The organism is Mycobacterium innocens, assembly GCF_900566055.1.
In the GTDB taxonomy this organism is placed as follows: Bacteria; Actinomycetota; Actinomycetes; order Mycobacteriales; family Mycobacteriaceae; genus Mycobacterium; species Mycobacterium innocens.
In genome coordinates this window covers 1-1,057 of the sequence record NZ_UPHQ01000360.1, presented here as the reverse complement: position 1 = coordinate 1,057, position 1,057 = coordinate 1, and the positions used below count along the sequence as shown (strand labels likewise).

The window sequence follows — 1,057 nt, the reverse complement described above, 5'->3', positions numbered from 1 at the left end:
GGGCAATGGCGGCGCGGGTGGGGCCGGTGGGGCCGCCATGGCCGGCATTAATGGCGGGATCGCGGGGCACGGTGGGAACGGCGGCGCCGCCATAGGCCTGTTCGGTGACGGCGGGGCCGGCGGACCAGGTGGCGCCGGCCTGGCCGGGGCAAATGGTGTCAACCCCACCTTCAATGGCACAGCCGCCGCCGGCAGCAACGGCGCCGATCTAAGCGTGATTACGGGCCCCGCTACCGCAGGTGCGGGCGCTCCCGGCGGTAACGGCGGCCCGGGCACGATCGGCGGCACCGGCGGGGCCGGTGGTTTCGCGTTCGTCAACAACCCCAGCGACGCCAGCGACGCCACCGGCGGCGCCGGCGGCAACGGGGGCAGCGGCGGCGCCGGCGGCAACGGCGGCGCCGGCGGTAACGCTACTAGTGGCGGTACCGCCGCCGGCGGCGCCGGAGGTAACGGCACCGGCGGCGGAACCCCCGGGGGTGCCGGCGGGGCCGGCGGCTTTGGCGGATTCGCAACCGCTGCCGGCGGCAGTGCCCTCGGCGGCGCCGGCGGCCTGGGCGGTAACGGCGCCGCCGGCGCGGCCGGTGGTGCGGGGGGACTCGGTGGTGCTGGCGGCGCCGGCGGCCACGGCGGGATCCTGGCGGGCAACGGCGGCGCCGGCGGCAATGGCGGCGTCGGTGGCAACGGAGGTGCAGGCGGCAATGGTGGTGCCGGCGGTGGTGGCGGTGGCGGAACCACGGGCATCGCAACCGTCACCGGTAAGGGGGGCGCGGGTGCTGACGGCGGCAGCGGGGGTGCCGCCGGATCCGGCGGCACCGGCGGCACCGGCGGCCCGGGTGGTAACGGTGGTGCCGCCTCGTCAATGTTCGGCAGCGGCGGCGCCGGTGGTATCGGCGGCATCGGCGGTGTCGGTGGCGGTGGTGGCAACGGCGGTGTGGGCGGCGACGGTGGTGGGGGCGGAAACGGTGACGGCTTTGTGACGAGCATCGCTGGCAGCGGCGGTATCGGCGGTGGCGGCGGCGCCGGTGGTGACGGCGGCGCGGGCGGCGGAGTCGGCAGC

At 77.7% G+C, this 1,057-nt stretch carries 1 pseudogene; it reads left to right on the top strand.

Annotated features, from left to right (window positions below):
- A pseudogene (locus EET03_RS29740) lies at nt 1-1,057 on the top strand (PE family protein); the annotation flags it as partial.